We start from the raw sequence: 24,968 nt of genomic DNA on the forward strand, positions 1-24,968 counted from the left end.
GAAATGGTGATGCCGGGCGACAATGTGGAAATGAATGTCGAGCTGATCACGCCGATCGCCATGGAAGAGAAGCTCCGCTTCGCTATCCGTGAAGGCGGCCGCACCGTCGGCGCCGGCGTCGTCTCCAAAATCGTCGAGTAATTGATCGATTCATACGACCTGAAGAGGGGCGGTGTGCCGGGCACGCCGCCCCTTTTTCGTGCGCGAAAGTATGCTCAAGACCCGAGCGCACCGGTCCAATTGGCCGCAGGCGGCGATCTGGACAGCCTGCGGGGGCGTGGGTACTCCTTTGGCTCGTAGAACAGCCGAAAGCGTGTGTCCCGCAATGTCCGAAACTCTCGAACTGACACTGAATCCGAAGCTCGACCCGGAGCCGTGGGCCAAGATCTATGCCCGGGACAAGCTGGTGCAGATTCCGGACATTCTCGAGCCCGAAGTGGCGGATGAGGTCGAGAAGATGCTCACCCGGCACATCCAGTGGCGCCTGGTTTTCCCCGAGGCCGACCCTTCAGCGCCGGGCGGCGAGCGCGTCACGCAATTGACGGCGCAGGACGCTGCCGCTCTCGGGCGCGAGGAAATGGGGCGCCGGCTTGCCGCCGTCATGGAACGCGCGCGCCAGAATTACGGCTATCTGTACAATTCCTATCCCATGATCGAGGCCTATACGTCCGGCTGGGATGCCGGCCATCCGATCCACATGCTGACGGAGTTTCTGAATTCGCCGGACTTCCTCGAATTCGGCGGCAAGGTCATCGGCGTCGACGGGGTAACCAAGGCCGACGCCCAGGCGACCTATTATGCGCGCGGGCATTTCCTCACCCGCCATGTCGACGAGGGCCATGACCAGGAGCGCCGCGCGGCTTACACATTCGGCTTCACCCGCAACTGGGAGCCGGACTGGGGCGGGTTGCTGATGCTGCTTGATGAGAACAAGGATATCGAGCGCGCCTTCCTGCCACGCTTCAACGTATTGTCGATTTTCGACGGGCGCCGCATTCACTCGGTAAGCCCGGTATCGCCCTTCGCAGGCGGCGGGCGTTTCCAGATTACCGGCTGGCTCCGTGACGACCCGGCCTACAAGGCGGCGTCGTGATGGACCCGAGGCTTGCCGAAGCGGCGCAGGCCCGGCTGACCAATGATTTCGGTCGGGCGCGCGAGCTCTGTGATGCCGTTCTTCGTGACCGGCCGGAAGAGGCCGAAGCGATGGCATTGCATGGTATCTGCGCTGTGGAGACCGGCGATGCGGCGGGCGGACATGCCTGGCTCGATCGCGCTGCGGCCATCGCTCCCGATTTACCCTCGCTTCACCTCTACCGTTCGGTCCTGTTCGAACTGGAGGGGAAACCCGACGCGGCCCTGGCCGCAGCGCGACGGGCCTCCGAGCTCGAAGAAGAACGGTTCGACATCTGGGGGCGCTATGGCGACCTTGCCGGGCGGCACGGCGACTTCACCCAATGTGCGCGGGCATTTCGACGTGCTCTGGACGTGGATGCGGAGCATCCCGCCCGACCGCAGCTCGCCCTGCGGCTCGCCGGAGCGGAACTGGAGCTGGACAACATGACCGGCTGTGCAGCCGCGCTGGATGTCGCCGAAGCGGGCGGTCTGGGCGGTACGCCGGATTTGCTCCGGATACGCAGTGCGATGGCGCGCCAGACCGGCGATTGGGTGGTGATGCGGAACGCAGCGGAGGCCTGGCTCCAATTGGAGCCGGCCGATCCGGATGCGCGCAGCGCGCTGGCGATGGCACTCGGACAGGAGGGCTATTACAGGCGTGCCGCCGAGATATATCGACCGGTTGTCGATTCCGACCCGACGAATGCCGAGCATTGGGCGGCCCTGGGGCGCCTGATCCTTGGGACTCGCCAGATACCGGAGGCGAAGGCCGCATTCGAACGGGCGCTGGACGTCGATCCCGACTGTGCCGAGGCAACATTCGGACTGGCGCGGGTGTACACATTCCTTGGACAAACCGAGGCTGCCGAAGAGATGTGCCGCAGAACCCTGGCGGTCGACCCGGCCAATCTGGAAGCCTATGGGCAGCTATGCGAGGTCTCGGGCGGGACGTTGTCGGACGCGGAACTGGCCCGCCTGACGGAGGAGACGGCCCGAGAGGGTCAGGCTGCTGACCGCCTGGCAATCGGGTTGTTTGCCCTCGGCGATGCGCATCACCGGCGCAAACAGCGCGAGGACGCGTTCGACGCTTGGCGTCGTGCCAACGAGACAAAGCAGTTACAGCACAATGGCGCGCGAGCTTCCGCTTACGACCGGGGCGAGCAGGAAAGGCGCACGGCTTGGCTTTCTGACGTGTTTGCTCACGAGAATGCCGGGGGGAATACCGGGCAGGGAGCGGGGCCCGTCCCGGTCTTTATCGTTGGTATGCCGCGTTCGGGTACGACTCTCATCGAAGCCGCGATTTCGGCGCATGAGGAGGCGGTTGCCGGCGGTGAGCTCAGCGCCATCCCGTTCATTTTCGAAGAGTTCATGCGCTGGGCGCAGGAAACGGGCTGGTCGGGCGGGGAGATACCCGAGCATAAACTGGAAGACTGGCGCCGCCGCTATCTTGGTCAGTTTCGGGAATTCGGTCTCGAAGGTGCGCGTTACGTTACGGACAAACAACCCTCGAATTTCCTCGCGGTGGGGCTGATCCGGCGCCTCTTCCCGGATGCGCCGATCATCCATATCCGCCGCAAGCCGATAGAGACCGCGTTCTCCATCTACCGCCGCAACTTCTCCCGGATGTGGCCGTTCGCGCACGATCTGGGCGATATTGCGCATTATTACGCCCAGCATTCGCAATTGTGCCGGCACTGGGAAACGAGCCTGCCCGACCGGTTCACGATGATCCAGTACGAAACACTCGTCGGCGAATTCGAGCCGACCTTGCGCCATGTGCTCGCGCGGGCAGGTATGAGCTGGAGCCGCAATTGTCTTGAGTTCTACCAGCAGGATCGTGCGGTGATGACGTTCAGCGCTGTTCAGGTGCGCAAACCGCCATCGCCGGATCATCTTGATTCGACCACACCCTATTCGGCTTTTCTCCGAGGTTTCGATGATGCCGTGGCAGAGCTGGGTGTCGATCCTCAAACCGGCGCCTGGCGGGATGCGGCTGGTGCGACTGCGGACAGCGATAGCGGTTCTGCGGCAAAGGAAGAGGCAGGCTCGTCTGCCCGTCAGGGCTTCATCTCCCGACTGTTCGGGCGAGGGCAGGGGAGGTCCGCGTCATGATGGCGGACCTGCAGCGAGCGGTGACGCTGTTGCAGTCCGGCCAGCCGGCTGAAGCGGAACAATTGCTGACAACCATTCTTGCCAGTCATCCGCATCAGGCGGATGCATTGCATTTGCGGGGCATGGCCCGTGGAAACATGGGGCAGTTCGAGGCAGGCGAAGCAGACCTGATGGAGGCGTCGAAAAATCATCCGCAGCGCCACGCAGTCCTGAACAATCTTGGCAATCTTCGTCTGCGCAGCGGAGACGCCGAATCTGCCGCGGCCGCCTACCGGTCGGCGATCGAGGTCCGGCCGGACTTCGCCGATGCGCGCCTGAATCTCGGATTGGCGCTTGACCGGGCCGGCCAGGCGAATGATGCGATCGAGGTGCTTGAGGCCCTGATCGCCCGGCATCCAGGCCATGTGATGGCACACAACGCGCTTGGCAATGCCCGGTTGGCAATCGATGACGAAGCGGGGGCGCTCGAGGCTTTCGATCAGGCGCTTCGACTGGAGCCTGCCGCGCATCTCGTCCGGGTCAATCGTGGAGCACTGCTTCGTGGTATGGGGCGAGCCGAGGCATCGCTAGCCGACCTTGACGAAGCGTGCCGGCAGCAACCCGGCTTTGCGGAAGCTCAGTTTCAGCGCGGCCATACGCTACGAACGCTGAATCGACCGCAAGACGCGCGCGAGGCCTATCTCGCTGCCATGCGGGCAGCACCGACGCGGGCGGACATCCACAAGGACCTTGCCGGTCTGCTCTGGGAGAGTGGAGCGGGAGACGGGGCGACAGCTTATCTGGAAGAGGCGCTCGAGGCGCATCCCGACCCTGAACTCGCCTATGTTCTGGCACGAGTCCGGATGAGGACCGGGCAGGTCGATCGCGGGCGGATTGCCGCCGACAGGGCTGTGAACCTCGATGCCGGCCACGCACGTGCGCGTGCGCTGCGGGGTGAATTGCGGGGCTTGTCCGGAGACCGGGCTGGGGCGTTGGAGGATATCGAGGCGGCTTTCGAGGCCTCAGGGCGCTCCGATTTCGAAATCCGGCACCAGCTGGTCGAAGCCTGCCTTGCCACGTCGCGGTTCGAGCAGGCACTGTCACTGCTTCAGTCCGAACCTCCCAAGCCGCATCTCCAGAAACACGTGGCTTTGAAATCCCTGGCCTGGCGAGCCATGGATGATGTGCGCTATCGCTACTTCTACGATTACGACCGCATGACGGCGAAGATCCGGATCGAGACACCGCCCGGATTCGACAGCCTCGACGCGTTCAATGCGGAGCTCGCTGATCGCCTTGAACGCCTTCACGCAACGGAAGCCCAGCCGCTTGAGCAAACTTTGTTTGGCGGGACGCAATCGCCGGGGCGGCTCTGGGACACGGACGACCCCGTCATCGGTGCCCTTGGCGACGCTCTGCTGAAGGCGGCCAGTCAGTTTGTTGCGGGCCTTCCGGATGACCCTGTTCACCCATTTCTGAGGCGAAAATCGGCCGATCTCGAATTGACCGGCGCCTGGTCGGTGCGCCTGCGTTCCGGTGGCGGCCACGTCGATCACATTCATCCGGCCGGCTGGATCAGCGCCAGCTATTATGTCTGCGTGCCGCAAAGCGTTCGCGATGGGGAGCGAGCCGGCTGGCTCAGGCTGGGCGCGTCCGGCGTTGCCGGTCTTGAGCTTCCCGCGGAGCGGTATATCTGCCCGGAACCGGGGCATGCGATCTTCTTCCCGTCCTATATGTGGCACGGCGTCGAGCCGTTCGAAAGCGACGAGGTTCGTGTGACCGCGCCTTTCGATCTCGTGCCCGCTGAGACGCGCTGACCGGTTACAAGATGTTGGGGCGATAGCCGCAGAGTCCGCGTCATATCGGTATGCGGCAATTCCGCCACAGTGCGACCGAAATGCTCGGAAAGCCCTGTTATGACAGTGTTGTGTCATTGACCCCTCCCATTCTGCATGGGTACTTTGCAAATAAGGCGGGGAATCGTGTGCCCTGCTGAGCGGGGGGAGCACTGCCTTTGTCGCGTAATCGGAAAGGTAGCCTTCCCATGTCAAACCTTACTCGGAGGGATTTAGAGTGAGACCGACTTCTTTGAAGGCTTGCCTTATGGCGAGCACCCTCATCGGTGGCCTGGCAGCTACGGCACCGGTGATGGCGCAGGACGCGGATGACGACGTCGTTGTCGTTACCGGTTCGCGCATTCAGCGCACCGACACCGTTGCCCCGAGCCCGATCACGAACGTGACGGCCGAGCAGCTTGCTGTTGTGAACACCATCAACACCGAAGACTTCATCAATACGCTGCCGCAGGTCGTGCCGGCGTTTGACTCGACGTCCAACAACCCGGGTAACGGTACCGCCACGGTCAGCCTTCGCGGCCTCGGCACCGCCCGTACGCTGGTCCTCGTTGACGGTCAGCGTTTCGTCGGTTCGGGTCCGGCCCAGATCGTCGACCTGAACAACATCCCCGCCGCGCTTGTCGAGTCCGTCGACATCGTGACCGGTGGTGCTTCGGCCGTTTACGGTTCTGACGCTGTTGCCGGTGTTGTGAACTTCATCATGAAGGACGACTTCGAAGGCGTTGAAGTCAACGCTTCGCACGAGACGTCCCTCGGCGACCTTGATGGTGACATCACCAACGTGTCCATCACGATGGGTGGCAACTTCGACAATGGCCGCGGTAACGCTGTCCTGTCGATGGGCTACACCAACCGTGAAGCCGTCTTCCAGGGCGATCGTGACTTCTCGTCGCTGACCTTCTGGGATCCGGGTACGGGCAATGCCGACCTCGGCTTCATCCTCGGTGGTTCGACCAACATTCCGGGCACCCGCTTCCGTGGCGGTGGCTCCACGAACTTCGGTCTGACCCAGGGCGACATTCAGGCGTTCGACCCGAACTGCGTGAACAATGGTTGCTTCGGTCTGTGGATCGACGAGTCTGCCAACCTGCGCGGCCTGCGTTTCGGCCCGTTCGGTGGTGGTACCGATCTGAACACCGACTTCTACAACTACGCACCGGCCAACTACCTGCAGCTGCCGCAAGAGCGCTACAACTTCTCGGCTTTCGCCACGTATGAAGTTAACGAGCACCTTGAGCTGTATGGCCGTGGCGTCTACGCCAACAACGTTGTCGACTCCCAGCTGGCTCCGACGCCGACGGGTTCGCTGACGATGGACATCAACCTCGACAACCCGCTGATCCCGGCTGATCTGCAGGCCATCATTGCCAACGACCCGACGTCCAATAATGGCGACGGCACGGCGACGATCCGTCTGAACCGCCGGATGGAAGAACTCGGCACGCGTAACTCTCTGCGTGACACGAACGCCTTCCAGCTGGTCTTCGGTGCTCGCGGTGACATCAACGAGAACTGGTCCTACGACGCGTTCGTGAACTACTCGCGTTCGTCGATCTCGCAGATCCAGTCCGGCAACATTTCTGTCGCCGCGTTCCAGGATGCCCTGCTCTGCGACGGTGGCCCGACGGCCATCGCCAGCGGTTGTACGGCTCCGGCCCTGAACATCTTCGCTGGCCCCGGCCAGGTCTCGGCTGAAGCGGCTGAGTACATCGGTCGTACCGGTGCTCAGATCGACGAAGTCCAGATGTTCCAGACGGTTGCCACGGTTTCCGGCGAACTGCCGGCCTTCCAGCTGCCGTCGGCTGAATATGCTCCGGCCCTCGTCCTTGGTGTCGAGTACCGCGAAGCTGAAGCTCGCTCCATTCCGGACTCCGTGCTGGGCCCGGACGTTCGTGGCTTCAACCAGTCTCTGCCGATCTCCGGTGTGGTTGACGTCTACGAATTCTTCGCCGAAGCGGAAATTCCGCTTGTCACCGGCAAGGAAATGATCGAGTCGCTCGCTCTGAACGCGGCCTTCCGTGCGTCCGAGTACAACACAGTCGGCAACACGGAGACCTTCGCTGTTGGTCTGTCCTGGCAGGTGAACGATCAGGTTCGCTTCCGCGGCAACTTCAACCGCGCTGTTCGTGCGCCGAACGTCGGCAACCTGTTCGCTCCGTTCACCAACGGCTTCCCGGGTGCCCAGGACCCGTGCGCCGGCGGTGGTTTCGGTTCGTACAGCGCTGCTACGATCGACGCCAACTGCATCGCGGCCGGTGTCCCGGCGGCTCTGGTCGGTACGGCCGGCGTTCAGTCGAACGGTCAGATCGAAGCCCTGTTTGGCGGCAACCCGAACCTCTCCGAGGAAGTTGCTGACACCTACACGATCGGTGCGGTCATCGAGCCGGCGGCGATCGAGGGTCTGACGATCCAGCTGGACTACTACAACATCTCCATCGAAGACGCGATCACCACGGTCCCGCTTCAGACGCTGCTGAACGAGTGCTACATCTCGAACATTCAGACCGCGTGTGATGTTGTTGCGGCTCCGGGCGTTCGTAATCCGACCTCCGGTGAAATCGCCAGCCCGTTCTTCCCGAACCTCTCGCCGATCAATATTGGTGAGCTGGAGTCGGAAGGTGTCGACCTCCGCGTCGATTACTCCTTCGGTGCTGACGTTCTCGGCCTGCCGGGTGACATCGCTGTGACCTACTACGGTGGTTACACGATGGTTGCCGACACGCAGAACACCCCGACGTCGCCGCTCATCGAGTGTGCCGGTGTCTACGGTCTGGACTGCGGCGAGCCGACGCCTGAGTACAAGCACTCCATGCAGACGAGCTGGTACTCCGGTCCGTTCACGACGTCTGTCCGCTGGCGCCACATCGGCGCGGTTGACGCCGACGCCACGACGGCTGGCATCGTGTCCGATCTCTCGGACGACATCGAGGCGAAGAATTACTTCGACGTGACCTTCTCCTACGACGTCAACGAGACGTTCACGACCACCATCGGTGTTCAGAACGTCACCGACGTGGAAGTGCCGATCCTCGGTACGACCGCTTCGGAGCAGGCCAACACCTGGCCGGCGACGTATGACACGCTTGGCCGTCGTCTCTTCGTGAGCGGCACCATGCGCTTCTAATCCACGCGCAAGCGTAGATGGGAAAGGGCGGGTCTTTGACCCGCCCTTTTTCTTTGTGAATTCAGTGAAAACGACAGTGTAGAAAGCTTGCCGCTACGGTGGGGTTTGGTCACAATAATGCGATGATCCAGGCATCGAAAATCCCAGCCGCGCCCCATGCGTGGGCCAGTTTCTGGGACGAGAGCGGGCTCGTGAATTCGCGCGCCGTGCACGGTGAGCGTCAGGCCGCCATTCTCCGATCCCACTGGGAGGAGGCCTTCCGGCCGGTTCTGGTCCCAGGTTGCCGTCTCCGAATGCTGGACGTCGCTTGCGGGGCAGGGGTGATCTCCCGTACTGCGATGGCCTGTGCCCGCGACGCCGGCGCCCAGCTCGAAATTCATTGCAGCGACTATGCTCATCCGGCTCTCGTGGAATTGGCTGCACGACAGCTCGAGCCACCTGTGTTCGCCGCAGCGGGCGATGCAGCCCGCTTGCCCTACAAGGATGGGGGTTTCGACATCGTGGCGAGCCAGTACGGGCTTGAATATGCGGGGCAGGGCGCGTTTGCCGAAGCGGGTCGCGTTACAGCAGAGGAAGGCTTGTTCCTCGCTGTTGTGCACAAGCATGGCGGTGCCATACAGCGGGAATGCCAGGGCAATCTGGATGTCCTCACCGCCGTGGAGGAAAACGGCCTCCTGCGGCACTTCCGGCGCTATATGAAAATGGCGGCGAAGGTCGGGGCAGGGACCGCGGCACCGAAGGCGCTCGAACGCCCCATGAAAGACGTGGCGAGCGCATCCGACGCGGTCGCTGCCGTCCTGCTTGAAGCGGCTCCGGGATCGGCGCGCGATCATGTCCAGCGTTTGCTGGGGGATATGCGGCAGCTCGACCAGCGGAGACGGAATTACAATACGGCGGACATCGAACGCTGGATCGAGGGGCAGACCGTCGACCTGGCGGCTTTCCGCGTCCGCATGGAATCAATGGTCGGCGCCGCGCTTGATGCATCGGCCATGGCGGACGCCGTGGAGCAGTTGAAACAGGCCGGTCTCGAGGATGTCACCATTGCGGATCTGGTGATGGATCCGGCCTCGCCGCCGGCCGGCTGGACACTTCGTGCGGCGGGAAAAACCGCCTGATCGGCGGTCTTCGTGGAGAGCCCTGACGCAGTCGCCGGCAACAATCTGCGTTTTAGCTGTTTTCATCCGGGCTCGCGCGTTGTAGAGAGCTGCGCTTCGGATGTGACGGTAACAGTGTTGCCGTGATAATCCGCGTGCGCGGTCTAGGGGTGTAGCTCAGTTGGTAGAGCATCGGTCTCCAAAACCGAGGGTCGGGGGTTCGAGTCCCTCCGCCCCTGCCATGCCGCGCTGACGAATTTTTGGCACTGCCGGACCGGCAGGCCGCTTGAAAGCAGGGCCCGAGCGGGCCAGATGGAACGGAATGACGCGAAACGCGAAGACCAAGACGCCGGCTCAGTCGAAGGCTGACACTGCCACGCCCAAGAAAAAGCGTGTCGGTCCCTTCCAGTATCTGGGCCAGGTTCGCCAGGAAGCGCGCAAGGTGACGTGGACGTCGCGGAGCGAGACCATCGTTTCGACGGTCATGGTCATGATCCTTGCGACGCTTGCCATGCTGTTCTTCTGGGGCGTGGATTCGATTATCAGCTGGGTCGTCCAGTTCCTGTTGTCTTTCGGCGCGTCTTAAGGAGGGGGCTGTATGTCTGCCAAGTGGTACATCGTGCATGCCTATTCGAACTTCGAGAAGAAGGTCGCAGACGCGATCCGGACCGAAGCTCAGATCCAGGGGCTTGAGGACAAGTTCGAGGAAATCCTGGTTCCGACCGAGGATGTCGTCGAAGTTCGCAAGGGCCGCAAGATCAACGCCGAGCGCAAGTATTTTCCGGGCTATGTCCTCGTGAAGATGGACATGACCGACCAAGCCTATCACCTCGTCACTTCCACGCCGAAAGTCACCGGCTTCCTGGGGTCGGGCAAAAAGCCCATCCCGGTCTCCGAGAACGAGGTGAAGCGTATCCTCGGCCAGATGGAAGAGGATGCGGAGCGTCCGCGTCCGACCGTCAGCTACGAAGTCGGCGAGACGGTCAATGTCATCGATGGTCACTTCCAGAGCTTCAATGGCGTTGTCGAGGAAGTGGACGACGAGAATGGCCGCCTGAAGGTGGCGATCAACATCTTCGGCCGGGCGACCCCGGTCGAACTCGAATACGCGCAGGTGGAGAAGATCCAGTAGCGCGTGTGACTGCGGGAGGTGCCGGCGAAAAGTCCATGCCGGGCCGTACCGCAAACCCCGGGAACGCGATGGGCGCGTTCTTTTAATGGAGTGGGAACATGGCCAAGAAAATTGACGGCTATATCAAGCTGCAAGTGCCCGCGGGCGCTGCAAACCCGTCCCCGCCGATCGGCCCGGCCCTGGGTCAGCGCGGCGTGAACATCATGGAATTCTGCAAGGCCTTCAACGCGAAGACCCAGGAGATGGAAAAAGGGATGCCGATCCCGACCACCATCACCGTCTTCAACGACAAGTCCTTCACCTTCGAGATCGCGACCCCGCCGGCAAGCTTCTATCTGAAGAAAGCCGCGAAGATCCAGAAGGGCAGCCAGACGCCGGGCCAGGCTTCCGCCGGTACCGTCTCCATGGCTCAGTGCCGCGAAATCGCGGAAGCGAAGTTTGCCGACCTCAATGCGAACGACCTCGACCAGGCGACCAAGATCATCGCCGGTTCCGCGCGTTCCATGGGTCTCCAGGTGACGGAGTAAGATCATGGCGAAGAACGGAAAGCGCCTGAGCGCTGCTCTCGAAACCATTGACCGCGACGCGCTTTACACGGTGGATGACGCCGTGAAGCACGTGAAAGCCAATGCCACGGCCAAGTTCGATGAAACCATCGAGCTCGCCATCAATCTGGGTGTCGACCCGCGCCACGCCGACCAGATGGTCCGCGGCGTCTGCGAACTGCCGAACGGCACGGGCCGCTCGGTCCGCGTCGCGGTGTTCGCGAAAGGTCCGAAGGCCGAGGAAGCCACGAAGGCCGGTGCCGACGTGGTCGGTGCCGAAGACCTGATGGAGCAGATCCAGGGCGGCAACATCAATTTCGACAAGGTCATCGCGACCCCGGACATGATGCCGCTCGTCGGCCGTCTCGGTAAGATCCTCGGCCCGCGCGGCATGATGCCGAACCCGAAGGTCGGCACTGTGACTATGGACGTCACCAAGGCAGTGAACGCGTCCAAGGGCGGTGCGGTCGAATTCCGTGTCGAGAAGGCCGGTATCGTCCATGCCGGCGTCGGCAAGGCGAGCTTCACCGAAGCCCAGCTGGTCGAGAACGTTCGCGCTCTCATCGGTGCGATCGTCAAGGCCAAGCCGTCGGGCGCCAAAGGCACCTTCGTCAAGCGCATCGCGCTGTCCTCGACGATGGGGCCGGGCGTCAAAATCGACGTCGCCGAGGCCGCTTCGGCTTAAAAGACTTGAGTTTCAGCCCGGCGCGGATTATCCCGCCGGGCTGTTCGGGTCGTCTGCCACGTGTTTTGCGGTGGCCGGCCCACCTGTCCGAGATCGCAGGGGGCACAGCTTTCGGGCTTTGCCTTAATCCACTCCGGGCCCTGTGTGAGACAGAGCGAGATCGATTTGGCCTTGTTGCAAAGGTCTGTCGGTTCGAGCCCTGGGACAGGAACGCGCCAAGGCGCGCGCTCCGACCCTGAAAGGGGGAAGACGCGTCCGTGGCGTTTTCACCGAACCGTCCGTGGTGGGCGGTTCAAACAGGGAGTCCGCATATGGATCGCAATCAAAAAGAAGCGTCCGTCGAAGAGCTCAACGGCATCTTCGATAACGCTGGATCCGTGGTCATGGCCCACTACACGGGTATGACCGTTGCGGAAATGACGGAACTGCGCGCCAAGCTCCGCGAGCAAGGCGGCACGTTCAAGGTGGTGCGTAACCGCCTCGCCAAGATCGCTCTCAAAGGCAAGCCGGGTGAGGGCGCTGCCGACCTGTTCACGGGTCCGGTGGCTATCGCTTACTCGGAAGACTTTGTGGCGGCGCCGAAGGTGCTGGTCGATTACGCCAAGTCCAACGACAAGCTCGTCATTCTCGGCGGCTTCATGGAAGAAGACGTGTTCGACGCCTCCGGCATCGACACGCTGTCCAAGATGCCGACCCGCGAAGAGCTTCTCGCCACGATTTCTGCTCGTCTCCTCGGGCAGGCGTCTCAGGTGGCCCAGCGTCTCAGCGCGCCGGGTCAGGGTCTGGCCGGTGCCATCGAGGTTATCCGCGAAAAGGCCGAAGCCTGACGTCATTCTCCGCTTACGAACTGACACACTGAATACCGACAAGGAATTGAACAAATGGCTGATGTAGCTAAACTCTGCGACGAACTTCTGTCCCTCACGATCCTTGAAGCCAAGGAACTGAACGATCTTCTCGAGGAAAAAGGCATCAAGGCTGCGGCTGCTGTCGCGGTTGCCGGCCCGGCTGGCGGCGACGCCGGCGGCGCTGCTGCTGAAGAGAAAGACGAGTTCGACGTTGTCCTGGCTTCTGCCGGTGACAAGAAGATCAACGTCATCAAGGAAGTCCGCGCCATCACTGGCCTGGGCCTGAAAGAAGCCAAGGAGCTGGTCGAAGGCGCGCCGAAGGCCGTCAAGGAAGGTGCTCCGAAGGCTGAAGCCGAAGAGATCAAGGCGAAGCTCGAAGAAGCTGGCGCTACGGTCGAACTGAAATAATTACGCTTCGGCGTAATGCGACACGGTGCTACGGGCGCGTGGGGTAATCCTGCGCGTCCGTTAGCCCGTCTTTGACGTTTCGCGGTCCCTCCGCTGCCGTTCCAGGCGGGGCCGCATAACCGGGCCGGAGCTATCCCGCAGCTTGCTGCAGGATCCGGGCCATCCGGGACGGCGCCGCGGGGGCGATCCCCGCATCAGATGCGCAGTGCTGTCTGCGAAGGGAGCCGACATGGGTCTGTCGTTCACCGGCAAAAAGCGGATTCGCAAGTCTTTCGGTCGTATTCCGGAAACGGTTGCGATGCCGAATCTCATCGAAGTTCAGAAGAGCTCCTACGAGCATTTCCTGATGAAGGAAGTGCCCGCGAGCGAGCGTGGCGAAACCGGCATGCAGGCCGTGTTCAAGTCGGTCTTTCCGGTCAAGGATTTCGCCGAACGTGCCGTTCTGGATTTCGTGTCCTACGAGTTCGAGGCGCCGAAATTCGACGTCGAGGAATGCCAGCAGCGCGACATGACCTTCGCTGCGCCGCTCAAGGTGAAAATGCGTCTCATCGTGTTCGATGTGGACGAAGAGACCGGCGCGCGCTCCGTCAAGGACATCAAGGAGCAGGACGTCTATATGGGCGATATCCCGCTCATGACGGACAAGGGCACCTTCGTCGTCAACGGCACCGAGCGTGTGATCGTATCCCAGATGCACCGCTCGCCGGGCGTCTTCTTCGATCATGACCGTGGCAAGACCCATGCCTCGGGCAAATACCTGTTCGCAGCCCGCATCATTCCGTATCGCGGTTCCTGGCTCGACTTCGAGTTCGACGCGAAGGACGTGGTCCACATGCGTCTCGATCGCCGCCGCAAGCTGCCGGCGACGACGCTCCTCTACGCGCTCGGCCTCGACAAGGAAGAGATCCTGTCGACCTTCTACACCACGGTCGAATACAAGAGCACGAAGAAGGGCTGGACGGTTCCCTACGTCAAGGAACGCTGGCGCGGTGCGAAGCCGGCGCGCGACCTTGTCGACGCCAAGACGGGCGACGTGATCGCGCCGGCCGGCAAGAAGATTTCCGCACGTGCCGCGAACAAGTTCGCCGAGGACGGCCTCAGCGCGCTGCTCGTCTCCGACGAGGAGCTGCTCAACGGCTACCTCGCCGAGGACATGGTCAACATGGAAACCGGCGAGATCTTCGCCGAGGCCGGCGACGAGCTGACCGAGGAAATCCTCGAGACGCTCAAGGAAACCGGCGTGAAGGTGCTCAACCTGCTGGATATCGATCCGGCGACCGGTGTCGGTCCCTACATCCGTACGACCCTCGCAGCCGACAAGAATGACAGCCGCGAGCAGGCGCTGGTGGATATCTACCGCGTCATGCGCCCGGGCGAGCCGCCGACGCCGGAAACGGCCGAAGCCATGTTCCAGGGCCTCTTCTTCGACCCTGAGCGCTACGATCTCTCCGCGGTTGGCCGCGTGAAGATGAATATGCGCCTCGATCTGGATTGCCCGGACGATGTTCGCACGCTGCGCAAGGAAGACATCCTCGCGGTCCTGAAGACGCTGGTCGATCTTCGCGACGGCCGTGGCGAAATCGACGACATCGACAATCTCGGCAATCGCCGCGTGCGTTCGGTCGGCGAGCTGATGGAAAACCAGTATCGCATCGGCCTGCTGCGCATGGAACGCGCCATCAAGGAGCGCATGAGCTCGGTCGATATCGAGACCGTAATGCCGCACGACCTGGTCAACGCCAAGCCGGCGGCCGCCGCCGTGCGCGAATTCTTCGGCTCCTCGCAGCTGTCGCAATTCATGGACCAGACGAACCCGCTCTCGGAAGTCACCCACAAGCGCCGTCTCTCGGCACTCGGCCCGGGTGGTCTGACGCGTGAGCGTGCCGGCTTCGAAGTCCGCGACGTGCACCCGACCCACTACGGCCGGATCTGCCCGATCGAGACGCCGGAAGGCCCGAATATCGGCCTGATCAACTCGCTCTCGACCTATGCCCGCGTGAACAAGTACGGCTTCATCGAGAGCCCGTATCGCAAGGTCGTCAACGGCAAGCTGACCGATGAGGTCGAATACCTCTCGGCGATGCAGGAATCCCGTTACGCGATCGCCCAGGCCAACGCGCATGTGAGCGAGAACGGCGAGCTGGACAACGAGTTCGTCAACTGCCGCATCGCCGGCGATGTGACGCTCGTGCCGCGTGAGGACGTGGAATATATCGACGTGTCGCCGAAACAGGTGGTTTCGGTCGCCGCGGCGCTCATTCCCTTCCTGGAAAACGACGACGCCAACCGCGCCCTGATGGGCTCGAACATGCAACGCCAGGCCGTGCCGCTCGTAAAGGCGGAAGCCCCGCTCGTGGGCACCGGCATGGAAGGCGTCGTGGCGCGCGATTCCGGTGCCGCCATCGCGGCCCGCCGCGCCGGCGTGATCGAGCAGGTCGACGCGACCCGTATCGTTATCCGCGCGACGGAAGACCTCGACCCGGCCAAGTCCGGCGTCGATATCTACCGCCTTTCGAAGTTTCAGCGTTCCAACCAGTCGACCTGCATCAACCAGCGCCCGATCGTGCGCGTTGGCGATTCGGTGAAGTCCGGCGACATCATTGCCGACGGCCCGTCCACGGATCTCGGCGAACTGGCGCTCGGCCGCAATGTGGTCGTCGCCTTCATGCCGTGGAACGGCTACAACTTCGAGGACTCGATCCTGATCTCCGAGCGCATCGTGCGCGACGACGTCTTCACCTCGATCCACCTCGAGGAGTTCGAGATCGCGGCCCGCGACACCAAGCTGGGTCCGGAAGAGATCACCCGCGACATCCCGAATGTCGGTGAGGAAGCCCTGCGCAATCTCGACGAAGCCGGCATCGTTGCCGTCGGCGCCGAAGTCGGGCCGGGCGACATCCTGGTCGGCAAAGTGACGCCGAAGGGCGAAAGCCCGATGACGCCGGAAGAGAAACTCCTCCGCGCCATCTTCGGCGAAAAGGCTTCCGACGTGCGCGACACCTCGCTGCGCATGCCGTCCGGTGCCACCGGTACGGTCGTCGAGGTCCGCGTCTTCAACCGTCACGGTGTCGACAAGGACGAGCGTGCGATCTCCATCGAGCGCGAGGAGATCGAGCGTCTCGGCAAGGACCGCGACGACGAGCTCGCCATCCTCGAGCGCAATATCTATCAGCGCCTGGGCGATCTTCTGCTCGGCAAGACGGCGGTTTCCGGACCGCGCGGCTTTGCCAAGGGCAAGGTGTCGCAGGAGCTGCTCGACGACACGCCCCGCAGCCAGTGGTGGCGTATCGGTCTCGACGACGAGAAGGCCATGGGTGAGGTCGAAGCGTTGCAGAAGCAGTACGACGACTCCAAGGCCCGTCTCGACCGTCGTTTCGAGGACAAGGTCGACAAGCTCCAACGCGGCGACGAGATGCCTCCGGGCGTCATGAAGATGGTCAAGGTCTTCGTGGCCGTGAAGCGCAAGCTCCAGCCGGGCGACAAGATGGCCGGCCGTCACGGCAACAAGGGTGTCATCTCCAAGATCAATCCGATCGAGGACATGCCGTTCCTGGAGAATGGCGAGGCGGTCGACATCGTTCTCAACCCGCTCGGCGTGCCGAGCCGGATGAATGTCGGTCAGATCCTCGAGACGCACCTCGGCTGGGCCTGCCGCGGCATGGGGCGCCAGATTGGCGAGGCGTACGAAGCCTATCAGCGCGACGGCAAGGTCGAGACGCTGAAGAAGGCGCTCGTCAATGTCTACGAGGACGGCGAACTGCCGGACACCGATGCTGAGCTCGCCGAGCTCGGCCGGAACCTGTCCAACGGCGTACCGATCGCGACTCCTGTCTTCGACGGTGCCCGCGAGCCGGACGTGTCCGCCATGCTCGAGAAGGCCGGCTTCGACCCGTCGGGTCAGGTCACGCTTTATGACGGCCAGACCGGCGAGCCTTTCCGCCGCAAGGTCACGGTCGGCGTGAAGCACCTGCTCAAGCTGCACCACCTGGTGGACGACAAGATCCACGCCCGTTCGATCGGCCCGTACAGCCTCGTCACCCAGCAGCCGCTGGGCGGTAAGGCGCAATTCGGCGGTCAGCGCTTCGGCGAGATGGAGGTCTGGGCACTGGAAGCTTATGGCGCAGCCTACTCGCTGCAGGAAATGCTGACGGTGAAGTCGGACGACGTGGCCGGCCGGACCAAGGTCTACGAGGCCATTGTCCGCGGCGACGACACCTTCGAGGCCGGCGTGCCCGAGAGCTTCAACGTTCTCGTGAAGGAAATGCGTTCGCTCGGCCTCAACGTCGAACTGAAGAACGGCTAAGGCTGCAGATTATTTCGCGGGGCAGGGCCGACCTGCCTCGCTTACCCCTTTTGGGAGACGGCACATGAACCATGATGTCATGAACATCTTCAATCCGGCCGCGGAAGGCCCGTCCTTCGACCGGATCCGGATTGCGCTGGCCAGCCCGGAGAAAATTCTCTCCTGGTCCTTCGGCGAGGTGAAAAAGCCCGAAACGATCAACTACCGCACATTCAAGCCCGAGCGTGACGGCCTGTTCTGTGCCCGGATCTTCGGTCCGGTAAAGGACTATGAGTGCCTGTGCGGCAAGTACAAGCGCATCAAGTACAAGGGTATCGTCTGCGAGAAGTGCGGCGTCGAAGTGACGCTCGCCCGCGTGCGCCGCGAGCGCATGGGCCACATCGAGCTCGCAGCCCCGGTTGCCCACATCTGGTTCCTGAAGTCGCTGCCGTCGCGGATCGCCATGATTCTCGACATGGCTCTGAAGGATGTCGAGCGCGTTCTCTACTTCGAGAACTATGTCGTCATCGAGCCGGGCCTGACCCCGCTCCAGCCCTTCCAGCTCCTCTCCGAAGAGGAATACATGGAAGCGCAGGACGAGTACGGCGAGGACGCCTTCACCGCCGGTATCGGCGCCGAGGCCGTGCGTGAAATCCTGATCAACATGGATCTCGAGGCCGAGGCCGCGAAGATCCGTGAGGACATGAAGGAAACGGGCTCCGAGCTGAAGCTGAAGAAGTACGCCAAGCGTCTCAAGCTGATCGAGAATTTCACCGCTTCCGGCAATCGTCCGGAGTGGATGATCATGACGGTCATCCCGGTCATTCCGCCGGAACTGCGCCCGCTCGTTCCGCTGGACGGCGGCCGTTTCGCGACCTCCGACCTGAACGATCTCTATCGCCGGGTCATCAACCGCAATAACCGCCTCAAGCGTCTCATCGAGCTGCGCGCGCCGGACATCATCATCCGCAACGAAAAGCGGATGCTGCAGGAATCCGTCGACGCCCTGTTCGACAATGGCCGTCGCGGCCGCGTCATCACCGGTGCCAACAAGCGCCCGCTGAAGTCGCTGTCCGACATGCTGAAGGGCAAGCAGGGCCGTTTCCGCCAGAACCTGCTCGGCAAGCGCGTCGACTATTCCGGCCGTTCGGTCATCGTGGTCGGCCCGGATCTCAAGCTGCACGAGTGCGGCCTGCCGAAGAAAATGGCGCTGGAGCTGTTCAAGCCCTTCATCTATGCGCGTCTCGACGCCAAGGGCCTGTCCGGTACGGTCAAGCAGTCGAAGAAGCTGGTCGAGAAGGAGCGTCCGGAAGTCTGGGACGTTCTGGACGAGGTCATTCGCGAGCACCCGGTTCTTCTGAACCGTGCACCGACTCTGCACCGTCTCGGCATCCAGGCCTTCGAACCCAAGCTGATCGAGGGCAAGGCCATCCAGCTGCACCCGCTGGTGTGCGCGGCGTTCAACGCCGACTTCGACGGCGACCAGATGGCCGTTCACGTGCCGCTTTCGCTGGAAGCCCAGCTTGAAGCCCGCACGCTGATGATGTCGACCAACAACATCCTCTCGCCGGCGAACGGCAAGCCGATCATCGTGCCGTCGCAGGATATCGTCCTTGGCCTCTACTATCTCTCCGTCGCCAACGACAAGGAGCCGGGCGAGGGCATGGCCTTCGGCAGCCGTGCCGAAATGGAAGCCGCGCTCGAAAGCGGTGTCGTCTCCCTGCACGCCAAGATCAAGGCGCGCTGGGAAGGCATCGATGAAGAGGGCAATCCGATCACGAAGGTGATCGAGACCACGCCGGGCCGGAAGATGATCGTCGACCTGCTGCCCAAGCATCCCAAGATGCAGCCGGAGCTGATCGGCGAGCTTCTGACCAAGAAGGCCATCGGCGGTCTCATCGATCAGGTCTATCGTCACTGCGGCCAGAAGGCGACGGTGATCTTCTGTGACCAGATCATGGGGCTCGGCTTCAAGGAAGCGGCCAAGGCCGGTATTTCCTTCGGCAAGGACGACATGCTCATTCCGGATGCGAAGGCCGATCTGGTCGGTGCGACCCGGGACATGGTGTCGGACTACGAGCAGCAGTATGTGGACGGCCTCATCACCAAGGGTGAGAAGTACAACAAGGTCGTCGATGCCTGGGCCAAGTGTACGGACAACGTCGCCGACGCCATGATGGACGAGATTTCCAAGACGTCGGTCGGCGAAGACGGCCGGACGTCCGAGGTGAACTCGGTCTACATGATGGCCCACTCCGGCGCCCGTGGTTCGAAGAACCAGATGAAGCAGCTGGCAGGTATGCGCGGCCTTATGGCCAAGCCGTCCGGCGAGATCATCGAGACGCCGATCATCTCGAACTTCAAGGAAGGCCTGACCGTTCTCGAGTACTTCAACTCGACGCACGGTGCCCGTAAGGGTCTGGCCGACACCGCGCTGAAAACGGCGAACTCGGGTTACCTGACCCGCCGTCTGGTGGATGTCGCCCAGGACTGCATCATCACCGAAGAGGATTGCGGTACCTCGCAGGGCTTCGAGATCAGTGCCGTCGTTGACGGCGGCGATGTCGTCGTCTCGCTGGAACAGCGCATTCTCGGCCGGACCACCGCTGCCGAGGTGAAGGACCCGACCAGCGGAGAGGTGATCTGCCCGGCCGATTCCTATATCGACGAGGATCTCGCGGTCGCGATCGATACGGCTGGCGTCCAGACCGTCTTCGCCCGTTCTCCGCTTACCTGCGAAACGCGGGTCGGCGTGTGTGCCACCTGCTACGGCCGAGATCTGGCACGCGGTACGCGCGTCAATATCGGTGAAGCTGTTGGCGTCATCGCCGCCCAGTCGATCGGTGAGCCGGGTACGCAGCTGACGATGCGGACCTTCCACATCGGCGGTACGGCCCAGGTGTCCGAGCAGTCCTTCGTCGAGGCTGCCCATGAGGGCAAGGTGACCTTCGTCAATCCGTCGACGGTGACCAATGCCGACGGCGACCTGATCGTGATGAGCCGTAATATGCAGGTCGCGATCGTGGACAAGGAAGGCAAGGAGCGCGAGACCTACAAGCTCGCCTACGGCACCAAGCTTCGCGTGAAGGAAGGCGATACCACCGAGCGCGGTCAGCGTCTGGCCGAGTGGGACCCGTATACGGCTCCGATCGTGTCTGAAGCCGGCGGTACGGTGAAGTTCGTCGACATCACCGACGGCGTGTCCGTGAAGGAAGAGACCGACGAAGCCACGGGTATCGCCTCGAAAGTCGTGATCGACTGGCGCGGCAGCACCAAGGCGAGCTCGATCCAGCCGACCATCGTCATCCAGGACGACAAGGGCGAGCCGATCAAGCTCGCTTCCGGTTCCACCGCCAGCTACATGCTGGCCGTGGGCGCCATTCTCTCCGTCAATGACGGTGATACGGTTCGTCCGGGTGACGTTGTCGCCCGTATCCCGACCGAAGGCGCCAAGACCCGGGACATCACCGGTGGTCTGCCGCGTGTGGCCGAACTCTTCGAAGCCCGCCGTCCGAAGGACCACGCTGTGATCGCCGAGATCACCGGCAAGGTGGAATTCGGCCGCGACTACAAGAACAAGCGCCGCATCGCCATCGTTCCGGACGACGAGAACATGGAGAAGGTCGAATACCTGGTGCCGAAGGGCAAACACCTCACGGTGCAGGAAGGCGACTACATCCAGAAGGGCGAATACCTGCTCGACGGTCACCCGGCACCGCACGACATCCTGTCAATCCTGGGTGTCCCGGCGCTGGCCAACTACCTGATCGACGAGATCCAGGAGGTCTACCGACTGCAGGGCGTGCCGATCAACGACAAGCACATCGAAGTGATCGTCCGTCAGATGCTGCAGAAGGTCGAGGTCAAGGATCCGGGTGAAAGCGGGTTCCTGGCGGCCGAGCAGGTCGACAAGATCGAGTTCATCGAGACCAATGAGAAGCTCGAGGCGGACGGCAAGCGCCCCGCGACGGGCGACCCGGTCCTGCTGGGCATCACGAAGGCATCGCTGCAGACGCGATCCTTCATCTCGGCAGCGTCCTTCCAGGAGACCACCCGCGTCCTCACCGAGGCGGCGGTCCAGGGCAAGGAAGACATGCTCGAGGGCCTCAAGGAGAACGTCATCGTCGGCCGACTCATCCCGGCCGGTACCGGCTCCATGATGCGTCAGTACCAGGCGGTTGCCGACGATCTCGACGCAGAAATGCTGGCCGAGCGCCAGACGGCCGTCGAGGCGGAGGGCCTGCCGGCGGAAATCGCCGAGGCAGCTGCCGAAGAAATGGCTGCGGACGAGGGGTCGAACTAGTCGATTTTACGCCCGATCTGCCTGATATGGCTTGGAAAAGGCCGCCGGTAACCCGGCGGCCTTTTTATTGTCTGCAGTGTTTACCGTGTGCAGCCTACAAAATCTCTGAACAAGCGCTTGACGGACGCGAGTCGCGTGCGTAGTTTCCGCGCTCGTTTTGAGGACGGGCCGTAACCCACGAGGTTAGACGTCGTCCACGGTAACGGAAAAAAGCCCAAGACACCGTCGTCCGAGCTTCGGCTTGAACGTCGGCGTCGTTCTTTGCGTCCATCAGCGCTTCACCGTGCTGAGGGGCGTGGTTATTGAGATCAGGAACGGATTAGAGCGGGATGCCTACAATCAACCAGCTCATTCGCAAGCCGCGGAAAGACAAGCCGAAGCGCAACAAGGTGCCGGCCCTTCAGGCTTGCCCGCAGCGCCGTGGCGTTTGCACGCGTGTCTATACCACGACCCCGAAGAAGCCGAACTCGGCCCTCCGGAAAGTCGCCAAAGTGCGTCTGACCAACGGGCATGAAGTGGTGAGCTATATTCCGGGTGAGGGGCACAACCTTCAGGAACACTCTGTTGTCCTTATCCGCGGTGGCCGCGTGAAGGACCTTCCGGGTGTCCGCTATCACATTCTTCGCGGCGTTCTGGATACCCAGGGCGTCAAGGACCGGAAGCAACGCCGTTCGAAATACGGCGCCAAGCGTCCGAAGTAAGGGAGACGTCCATGTCGCGTCGTCACCGCGCAGAGAAACGCGAGATTCACCCGGACCCGAAGTTCGGGGATCGCGATCTCACGAAATTCATGAATTACATCATGCTCGACGGCAAGAAGTCCGCCGCCGAGCGGATTGTCTATGGCGCTCTCGACATCGTCGAGGACAAGCTGAAGCGCGAGCCGATCCGCGTCTTCCACGAAGCGCTCGACAATGTGGCCCCGGAAGTCGAGGTCCGTTCCCGCCGTGTCGGTGGTGCGACCTACCAGGTGCCGGTTGAGGTCCGTGCCGAACGCAAGAAGGCGCTGGCTATCCGCTGGCTGACCGGTGCGGCACGCGGCCGTAACGAGAACACCATGCGCGAGCGTCTCGCGGCTGAGCTGATGGATGCGTCCGCCAATCGCGGTACCGCCGTCAAGAAGCGCGAAGACACGCACCGCATGGCCGAAGCCAACCGCGCCTTCTCGCATTACCGCTGGTAAAGCGAACAGGCTCTGACCCCGTATCAAGGACCCCGATAATGGCCCGCGAATACAAAATCGAGGACTACCGCAACTTCGGCATCATGGCTCACATCGATGCCGGCAAGACGACGACGACCGAGCGGATCCTCTATTACACCGGCAAGTCCCACAAGATTGGTGAAGTGCACGATGGTGCCGCCACCATGGACTGGATGGAGCAGGAGCAGGAGCGTGGAATCACGATCACCTCCGCTGCGACGACCTGTTTCTGGAACGGCAAGCGTCTGAACATCATCGACACGCCCGGCCACGTCGACTTCACGATTGAAGTCGAGCGTTCGCTGCGTGTGCTCGACGGTGCCGTCTGCTGCCTGGACGCCAATGCCGGTGTCGAGCCCCAGACCGAGACGGTCTGGCGCCAGGCGGACCGTTACAAGGTCCCGCGCATGGTGTTCATCAACAAGATGGATAAGCTGGGCGCGGACTTCTACAACTGCGTAGACATGATCGAGAGTCGTCTCGGTTCGACCCCGCTCTGCCTGCAGCTGCCGATCGGCTCCGAGAACGAATTCGAGGGCTGCGTCGATCTGATCAAGATGAAGGAACTTGTCTGGCACGGCGAGAACCTGGGCGCGACCTGGGACGAGCGCGATATTCGCGACGAACTTGCCGACAAGGCTGCCGAGTACCGCGAAAAGCTGGTCGAGGCTGCAGTCGAGCAGGACGAGGAGGCAATGGAAGCCTATCTCGAGGGCGAAGAGCCGTCCGAGGAGAAGCTGAAGCAGCTGATCCGCAAGGGCTGCATCGATCTCGCCTTCAACCCGGTCCTGTGCGGCACGGCCTTCAAGAACAAGGGTGTCCAGCCGCTGCTCGATGCCGTTGTCGATTATCTGCCGAGCCCGGTCGAGGTTGCTGCGATCAAGGGCATCGACGTCAAGACCGAAGAAGAGACCGTCCGCAAGGCTGACGATGCCGAGCCGGCTTCTCTGCTGGCCTTCAAGGTCATGAACGACCCCTTCGTCGGTTCGCTGACCTTTGCGCGGATGTATTCCGGTCACCTCGAGACGGGTTCCAGCCTGCTCAATACGGTGAAGGAAAAGAAAGAGCGTATCGGCCGTATGCTGCTGATGCACTCCAACTCCCGTGAAGACATCAAGGAATGCTTCGCCGGCGATATTGTCGCGATTGCAGGCCTGAAGGACACGACGACGGGCGACACGCTCTGCGACCCGATGAACCCGGTCATCCTGGAGCGCATGGAGTTCCCGGATCCGGTTATCGAGCTGGCCATCGAGCCGAAGTCGAAGGCGGACCAGGAAAAGCTCGGCGTTGCCCTGCAGCGTCTGGCGGCCGAAGACCCGTCCTTCCGGACGAAGTCGGACGAGGAATCCGGTCAGACCATCATCGCCGGCATGGGCGAGCTTCACCTCGACATTCTCGTCGATCGCATGAAGCGCGAATTCAAGGTGGAAGCGAATGTGGGTGCGCCGCAGGTGGCCTATCGCGAAAGCCTCGGTCAGGCTGGTCTTGTCGACTACACGCACAAGAAGCAGTCCGGTGGTTCCGGTCAGTTCGCCCGCGTGAAGATCGAATTCGAGCCGGGCGAATCCGGTTCGGGCTTCGTCTTCGAGTCGAAGATCGTCGGTGGTTCGGTGCCGAAGGAATACATTCCGGGCGTCGAGAAGGGCCTCAAGTCGGTCATGGATAACGGCCTGATTGCCGGCTTCCCGGTGATCGACGTGAAAGCGACCCTGGTCGACGGTGCCTACCACGACGTCGACTCCAGCGTCCTGGCCTTCGAGATCGCGGCCCGTGCCGCCTTCCGCGAGGCCAAGCACGAGTGCGCCCCGCGCCTGCTGGAGCCGATCATGAAGGTCGAGGTCGTGACGCCGGACGAGTACACCGGTGGCGTCATCGGCGACCTGAATTCCCGTCGTGGCCAGATTGCCGGCCAGGAAATGCGCGGCAACGCCACCGTCGTGAATGCGATGGTGCCGCTGGCGAACATGTTCGGCTACGTCAACAACCTGCGTTCGGCCACCCAGGGTCGGGCCCAGTTCACCATGCAGTTCGACCACTATGAGGCTGTGCCCAAAGCGGTTGAACAGGAAGTCATTGCGAAGTCCGCCTAAGGCTGGACCTCTCGAGAGTTAGAAACGAACACGAGATTTCGGAGCGAGATCGATGGCGAAGGAAAAGTTTGAGCGCAACAAGCCGCACGCGAACATCGGCACGATTGGTCACGTTGACCACGGCAAGACGACGCTGACGGCGGCGATCACGATGGTACTGGCTGAGGCCAGCGGTGGTCAGGCGAAG

Annotated in this window: 18 protein-coding genes and 1 tRNA gene; all 19 read left to right on the top strand. The window is 62.3% G+C overall.

What is annotated here, in order from left to right; all coding sequences use genetic code 11:
• Positions 1-141, top strand: a 141-nt coding sequence (locus AC13HB_RS00240; protein ID WP_482947723.1) for an EF-Tu C-terminal domain-related protein, incomplete at its 5' end; no start/stop codon positions are given.
• Between the two features lie 184 nt (positions 142-325).
• Complete coding sequence (locus tag AC13HB_RS00245) at positions 326-1,093, top strand: 2OG-Fe(II) oxygenase (RefSeq protein ID WP_482947707.1); 768 nt, start codon at positions 326-328, stop codon at positions 1,091-1,093.
• Entirely contained in the window at positions 1,093-3,225 is a 2,133-nt protein-coding gene (locus AC13HB_RS00250) for a tetratricopeptide repeat-containing sulfotransferase family protein (RefSeq protein ID WP_482947708.1), read from the top strand. Before AC13HB_RS00245 ends, AC13HB_RS00250 begins: the two co-directional genes overlap by 1 nt.
• The gene (locus tag AC13HB_RS00255; RefSeq protein ID WP_482947709.1) at positions 3,222-5,021 is read left to right on the top strand and encodes a tetratricopeptide repeat protein; all 1,800 of its coding nucleotides are present in this window, start codon (positions 3,222-3,224) and stop codon (positions 5,019-5,021) included. Before AC13HB_RS00250 ends, AC13HB_RS00255 begins: the two co-directional genes overlap by 4 nt.
• Positions 5,022-5,307: 286 nt before the next feature.
• The gene (locus tag AC13HB_RS00260) at positions 5,308-8,184 is read left to right on the top strand and encodes a TonB-dependent receptor domain-containing protein (RefSeq protein WP_482947710.1); all 2,877 of its coding nucleotides are present in this window, start codon (positions 5,308-5,310) and stop codon (positions 8,182-8,184) included.
• A 293-nt stretch (positions 8,185-8,477) separates the two neighbouring features.
• On the top strand, positions 8,478-9,302 hold the full coding sequence (locus AC13HB_RS00265) for a class I SAM-dependent methyltransferase (protein WP_482947711.1): 825 nt from the start codon (positions 8,478-8,480) through the stop codon (positions 9,300-9,302).
• A gap of 145 nt (positions 9,303-9,447) precedes the next feature.
• A tRNA-Trp gene (locus AC13HB_RS00270) sits at positions 9,448-9,523 on the top strand.
• An 80-nt stretch (positions 9,524-9,603) separates the two neighbouring features.
• Positions 9,604-9,867 carry a preprotein translocase subunit SecE gene (gene secE / locus AC13HB_RS00275; protein WP_482947712.1) on the top strand — a complete coding sequence of 88 codons (264 nt, stop codon included), beginning with the start codon at positions 9,604-9,606 and terminating at the stop codon, positions 9,865-9,867.
• 12 nt (positions 9,868-9,879) lie between these two features.
• On the top strand, positions 9,880-10,413 hold the full coding sequence (nusG, locus tag AC13HB_RS00280; RefSeq protein ID WP_482947713.1) for a transcription termination/antitermination protein NusG: 534 nt from the start codon (positions 9,880-9,882) through the stop codon (positions 10,411-10,413).
• Positions 10,414-10,511: 98 nt separating this feature from the next.
• The gene (gene rplK / locus AC13HB_RS00285) at positions 10,512-10,940 is read left to right on the top strand and encodes a 50S ribosomal protein L11 (protein ID WP_482947714.1); all 429 of its coding nucleotides are present in this window, start codon (positions 10,512-10,514) and stop codon (positions 10,938-10,940) included.
• Positions 10,941-10,944: 4 nt separating this feature from the next.
• Complete coding sequence (rplA, locus tag AC13HB_RS00290) at positions 10,945-11,643, top strand: 50S ribosomal protein L1 (protein WP_482947715.1); 699 nt, start codon at positions 10,945-10,947, stop codon at positions 11,641-11,643.
• Positions 11,644-11,954: 311 nt separating this feature from the next.
• Positions 11,955-12,470: a 50S ribosomal protein L10 gene (rplJ, locus tag AC13HB_RS00295; RefSeq protein ID WP_482947717.1), complete on the top strand. Its 516-nt coding sequence runs from the start codon at positions 11,955-11,957 to the stop codon at positions 12,468-12,470.
• 54 nt (positions 12,471-12,524) lie between these two features.
• Positions 12,525-12,899, top strand: coding sequence for a 50S ribosomal protein L7/L12 (gene rplL, locus AC13HB_RS00300; protein ID WP_482947718.1), 375 nt, complete (start codon positions 12,525-12,527; stop codon positions 12,897-12,899).
• 229 nt (positions 12,900-13,128) lie between these two features.
• Entirely contained in the window at positions 13,129-17,202 is a 4,074-nt protein-coding gene (gene rpoB / locus AC13HB_RS00305; protein WP_482947719.1) for a DNA-directed RNA polymerase subunit beta, read from the top strand.
• Positions 17,203-17,266: 64 nt separating this feature from the next.
• Positions 17,267-21,484, top strand: coding sequence for a DNA-directed RNA polymerase subunit beta' (gene rpoC / locus AC13HB_RS00310; RefSeq protein ID WP_482947720.1), 4,218 nt, complete (start codon positions 17,267-17,269; stop codon positions 21,482-21,484).
• A gap of 329 nt (positions 21,485-21,813) precedes the next feature.
• The gene (gene rpsL, locus AC13HB_RS00315; protein WP_011643738.1) at positions 21,814-22,185 is read left to right on the top strand and encodes a 30S ribosomal protein S12; all 372 of its coding nucleotides are present in this window, start codon (positions 21,814-21,816) and stop codon (positions 22,183-22,185) included.
• An 11-nt stretch (positions 22,186-22,196) separates the two neighbouring features.
• Entirely contained in the window at positions 22,197-22,667 is a 471-nt protein-coding gene (gene rpsG / locus AC13HB_RS00320; RefSeq protein ID WP_482947721.1) for a 30S ribosomal protein S7, read from the top strand.
• A gap of 38 nt (positions 22,668-22,705) precedes the next feature.
• Positions 22,706-24,781 carry an elongation factor G gene (gene fusA / locus AC13HB_RS00325; RefSeq protein WP_482947722.1) on the top strand — a complete coding sequence of 692 codons (2,076 nt, stop codon included), beginning with the start codon at positions 22,706-22,708 and terminating at the stop codon, positions 24,779-24,781.
• A 52-nt stretch (positions 24,782-24,833) separates the two neighbouring features.
• The coding region (locus AC13HB_RS00330; RefSeq protein ID WP_482947724.1) for a GTP-binding protein at positions 24,834-24,968 on the top strand (135 nt) is incomplete at its 3' end.

The sequence above is a fragment of the Maricaulis sp. B-26 genome (assembly GCF_056857855.1).